This is a genomic window from Candidatus Stygibacter australis, from assembly GCA_030765845.1.
In the GTDB taxonomy this organism is placed as follows: domain Bacteria; phylum Cloacimonadota; class Cloacimonadia; order Cloacimonadales; family TCS61; genus Stygibacter; species Stygibacter australis.
Window position 1 is genome coordinate 1 of the sequence record JAVCDJ010000120.1, and the last position, 5,460, is coordinate 5,460.

1 protein-coding gene is annotated in these 5,460 nt (G+C 40.0%); it reads left to right on the forward strand.

Going from position 1 to position 5,460, the window contains the following annotated elements; genetic code table 11:
• Positions 1 to 5,460, forward strand: a 5,460-nt coding sequence (locus tag RAO94_06175) for a tandem-95 repeat protein (protein MDP8321919.1), incomplete at both ends; no start/stop codon positions are given.

Below are 5,460 nucleotides of genomic sequence, written 5' to 3' on the forward strand. Positions count from 1 at the left end.
CGGGATACTTTACGAACAGCATCTGTGAATATAGCAGTCAGGATGGATTGAGGGCAGGAAATTGTGCCGTAGATATTTCAGGCAGCAGTTTTGATAATAATGGAGATGATGGAATAAACGCCAGCACCTGCGATCTTCAGATAAATGACTGCCAAATAAATAACAACGGTAATTACGCAGTTTATTTGTATAATAGTGATATCCAGGCATACACAAATAACACTGGTAGCGGAAACACTTACGATGCGTTCAGCATAAGTGGAACAATTAGTGAAGACATTGTTCTTTCAGGTGAATTGACCGGATTCCCCTACGTAATCGAAGGCAGGTTAACAGTCACTGATGAATGCGTGTTGACAATTCCAGAAAATGAAGTGCTAAAATTCGCCAGTACTGGTGAAATCTATGTATATGGCACAATTGATGTAAACGGAACAGAAATCAATCCGGTTGTATTTACTTCATTAAAGGATGATGAATTTGGTGGAGATACCAATAATGACGGTAATTCTACAATGCCAGCTCCTGGAGACTGGGAAGGAATTCATTTACAGGGAGCTTCAGATTATATTGGCATCGGAGAATTTGATCATTGCCGGATCAGATATGGTGGTAATATTTCTGGAAATGCTGACGCAAATATAAATTTCTATAGTTCTGATTCAGGCTATTTTAGTAATAGTTATTGTGAATACAGCTCTCAATATGGGGTGAAAATATATGGAAGCTCCCCTGTATTCAGGGAAAGTGTATTTGAAGAAAATCTTGGATATGGAATATATATCACTTCAAATGCAAATCCTGATCTGGGAACAGAAACCGGAGAAATAGGCATAAACTCGTTTATCAATAATGATGGTGGTAATTATCAGATCTATAATGATGGCACTTATGATATCAATGCTTATCATAATATCTGGGAATTTACCATTGCAGACAGCATTGATGCTCATATCTATGATGATGATGAAGATCCGGCAAAGGGAGAAGTATTCTTTGAACCGTGGTTTGTGGAAGATATAGAGATCACTCTGCTTTCGGACAATCCTCTTGATTTTGGTTCATTACTATATGGTGAGAATGCCACTATGCCTGTAGTCATTCAGAATAATGGTACAGTGGATTTGATCATAATGGATGTGCTGATTGGCGAGACCAGACCTGAGATATTTGAATATGATTATTCCGAACTGCCTGTGACACTTTCAGTTGGGGAGCAGGATACAATTTATGTGACATTCACACCTGATGCGGAAGGAGCTTTTGAGGATACACTAAACATAATCAATAATTCCTTCAATCAGCCATTATTGCAGGTGACACTTGTGGGAGCGGGAGAATTTGCAAATCATGCACCGACAATTGAGCTGCCTGATAATTTTACTTTTGCAGAAGATACCCCTCTGGAAATAAATTTAATGGACTTCGTGAACGATATAGACGGAGACGACTTAGTAATTACAATTACTGGTAATGAATTTATTGAAGCAGATATTGCTGCAATGATGGTAACTTTCACGGCAGATGTGAACTGGAATGGAAGCGAGATTTTGACCTTTACTGTGGATGACCAGCAGGGAAGATTAACTGTTTCTGATGATGTAGAAGTAATCGTTACTCCTGTGAATGATGCGCCGACAATTGAATTGCCTGAGAGCTTCACATTTGAAGAAGGCGGCAGTGTTGTTATTGACTTTACTCCTTATATCTCCGACATAGATGGTGATTCGCTTTTGATCACCCGCAGTGGAGGTTTTCATATCACAGTAGGTATTGATGAGTATATGGTAACATTGAGCAATCCAAACAACTGGAATGGCACAGAAAATGTTACTTTTACGGTGGATGATCAGCAGGTAAGGTTAATAGCTTCAGATATAGTGGCAGTGATCATAACACCAGTGAATGATCCACCTGTAATATCTTTGCCACCAAGTTTTTCATTTCCTGAGAATGACAGTCTGATTGTGAATTTTGCACCCTATCTATTTGATGTTGATGGTGATGAACTTACTATAGCCAGTGCCGGAAATCAGAATGTTTTTGTGGAGATCAATGATCACCTGGTAACCTTTTCTGCAGCAGCTAATTGGAATGGCAGTGAGGTTATAACTTTTACAGTTGATGATCAGCAGGGCAGATTAACTGCTTCCGATGATGTGGAAATAATCGTTACTTCTGTGAATGATGCACCCACCATTGAGCTGCCAGACAGCTTCACAATTGAAGAAGACGGCATTGTGGAAATAGATTTCAGTGAATATGTGGATGATGCGAACGGTGATGAGGTGGTGATTACATGTGACAATACAGAAAATATCACAGTTGAAATCAGTGGTTTGCTGGTGACTTTGGGAGCATCGGAAAACTGGAATGGAAGTGAGATGTTAACTTTCACAGTTGATGATCAGCAGGTCAGATTAACTGATTCCGATAATGTGGAAATAATCGTTACTTCTGTGAATGATGCACCCACCATTGAGCTGCCTGAAAGCTTCACATTTGAAGAAGACGGCTTTTGGGAAGTGGATTTCAGTGAATATGTGGACGATGTGGACATTGTGAACATTGCGGACTTAGAGCTGAGTGTGGAAAACAACGTTAATGTTATTGTGACAATAACAGGTCTAATGGTGAATCTGGAAGCTGTGGAGAATTGGAACGGCAGCGAAACACTATCCTTTATTGTGGATGATCAGCAGGGCAGATCAACCGCTTCCGATGATGTGGAAATAATCGTTACTTCTGTGAATGATGCTCCAGCGATAATATCGTATATTCCGGCAGATCTTGATATTTTTGTAACAATAGCTTCCTCTGTTACGACCGCAAATGTAGCTTTTGAATTAACAGTTGAAGATGTTGATGATGCAGTTTTGACATATAACTGGTATATTGATGATGATCTGGAAAGCAGTTCTGCAGTAAATACATTTGATCATGATTTTGCTTCAGGTAGTTATACTGTAACCGGAGAAGTTAGCGATTCTGAATACACAGACAGTGTGACTTGGAATTTAACTGTTTATAGTGCTGCCGGTGATCTGGAAGATTCGGAAATCACAGTTGATGATATTTCCATAGATCTGGGAGATTCCGGCAATGTAACAGTATCAACTTCACCGCTGGTATTAGCCTGGAATGTAACCAGCTATAATTTTACTATGAGTTTCGATAATACTGTAGCAGATTATGATGGTTATTCAGTAGCAGGAACATTATCTGAAAATACAATAGTCTCGGTTACTGATAATGGAGATAATATTGTGGTGGAAGGTTCTTCAACAGAAGCTCTGGAAGGTGGAGGTGCATTGATAATATTCAATTTTGCCTCAATTGCTGCAGGTGTTAGCAACCTTGATATCACGGATTTTAATTATAATGATACTGCAATCACGACGATCACAAATGGTAGTGTCACCGTAGTCAATTATCCGCCGGAATTGATCCTGCCTATTTTTGATTATAACCGAGAAGAGGATTTTGCAGATTTTCAAATTGATTTAAGTGATCACTTTGCTGATCTGAATGATGATGTCCTGTATTATTCTGCAGAATATATTACCAGTGAATTAGATATCAGCATTAATGGAGAAATATTAACAATTTCTTCAGTATTAAACTGGTTTGGTGCAGCAGAATTTACCGTAACAGCATCTGATGGGCATGGGGAGTTAGTCTCCGATACAGCAGTAATTAATATTTCTCCGGTCAATGATGCCCCAACAATAATATTGCCAGACAGCTTCACATTTGTGGAGAATGGCAGCCTGGAAGTGGATTTTGCACCTTATGTGGACGATGTGGACGGAGATGAACTGATAGCCGTTAATGAAATAACAGATAACATCACGGTTGAGATAAATGATCTTCTGGTTACGCTGGGAGCAACAGAAGACTGGGATGGGATTGAGATGGTTACTTTTATGGTTTACGATACCGTAACCAGAATGATGGCTTCTGATTCTGTGAATGTGATTGTTACACCTGTAGATTTCTATGCCGATTTTGAAGCTGATAATACGGAAGTGGGCATTGGTCAGGACGTGCAGTTTACTGATCTTTCCTCAGAGACAGCAGTAAGCTGGGAGTGGGATTTTGAGAATGACGGCACGATAGACAGCTATGAACAAAATCCAATCTGGGAATACTTAGATGTAGGAATATACAGCGTTAGCCTGACTATAACTGATGAAGTGGGCAGAATAACTGCTAATGAACTTAAGGAAGACTATATCAATGTAATTGACCTGGAAAACTTCCCGCGTCCCTGGGAAGTTGTCGACTACTCTAATTCAACCGTGGCTTATTGTGAAGTTAGAATAGATGGTGAACCGGCTTCTGAGGGCGATGAAGTTGGAACCTTCGTAGATTATGAATGCCGTGGGGTTGGAAGTGTAATAAATTCTGGAGATATAGCAATTTCAGTAATTAATGTTCAGGGAGAAGAAGTTGAAACTTTGGAGTTTGCGGTCTGGGATGCCAGTCATGACCTTGTTTGCAGCGTGAGTTTTACAACGCAGAGTAATCCAGGTGGAGAAATTGGTTCTGTTCCAAACTTTCTGCCAATCTATGCAGTTACAAGTCAGTATGAACCACTGGTAGCAGATTTTGAAGCAAATTATACAGAAGTGGAATCAGGGCAGCAGATTCAGTTTACTGACCTTTCTACCAGCAATGCCACTACCTGGGAATGGGATTTTGAAAATGATGGTGAGATAGATTCCAGTGAACAAAATCCTGTCTGGACTTATCAGGAAGCGGGTTTATATAGCGTAAGCCTGAACGTTACTGATGAAATAAGCAGAGAAAGTTCCACGGAAGTAAAGACCGATTATATTACAGTAATTGATCCGCCATTATATTTTTATCTGCCAGGGGACATCAGCTTCAATGAAGATGAATCAACCAGCCTGAACCTGGAAACATACACCAATGGTGATCCACAGGAATTGAGCGTAAGCTGGAGTGGGAATACGGAAATTAATATTACGAATACTGGCTTAACGCTCGTATTTACCCCTTCGGTAAACTGGTTTGGCAGTGAATTTATAAATATTGAAATAACTGACGGAATCCAAACAGCAAGTGATGAAATCCAGGTAACTGTAGAGCCGGTAAATGACGCTCCGGTAATTGTATTGCCAGTTAGCTTTGAGTTTATGGAAGATGGTGAATTGCAGGTGGATTTCAGTGGCTACGTTTCTGATGTTGATAGTGATAACCTGATGCTTTCAGCAGAAGGATCTGAATATATCACAGTTGAGATCAGTCAGCTTTGGGTAACCTTCTCCACTGAAGAAACATGGAATGGTTCAGAAATGATAACCTTCACCATCGATGATGGACAGGGAAGATTAACCGCGTCTGATGAAGTGGAAGTGATCGTTATTGCTGACCCTCCAACAGCAGATTTTATTGCAGATATCATCTCTGGAGATGCTCCCCTTACAGTAAATT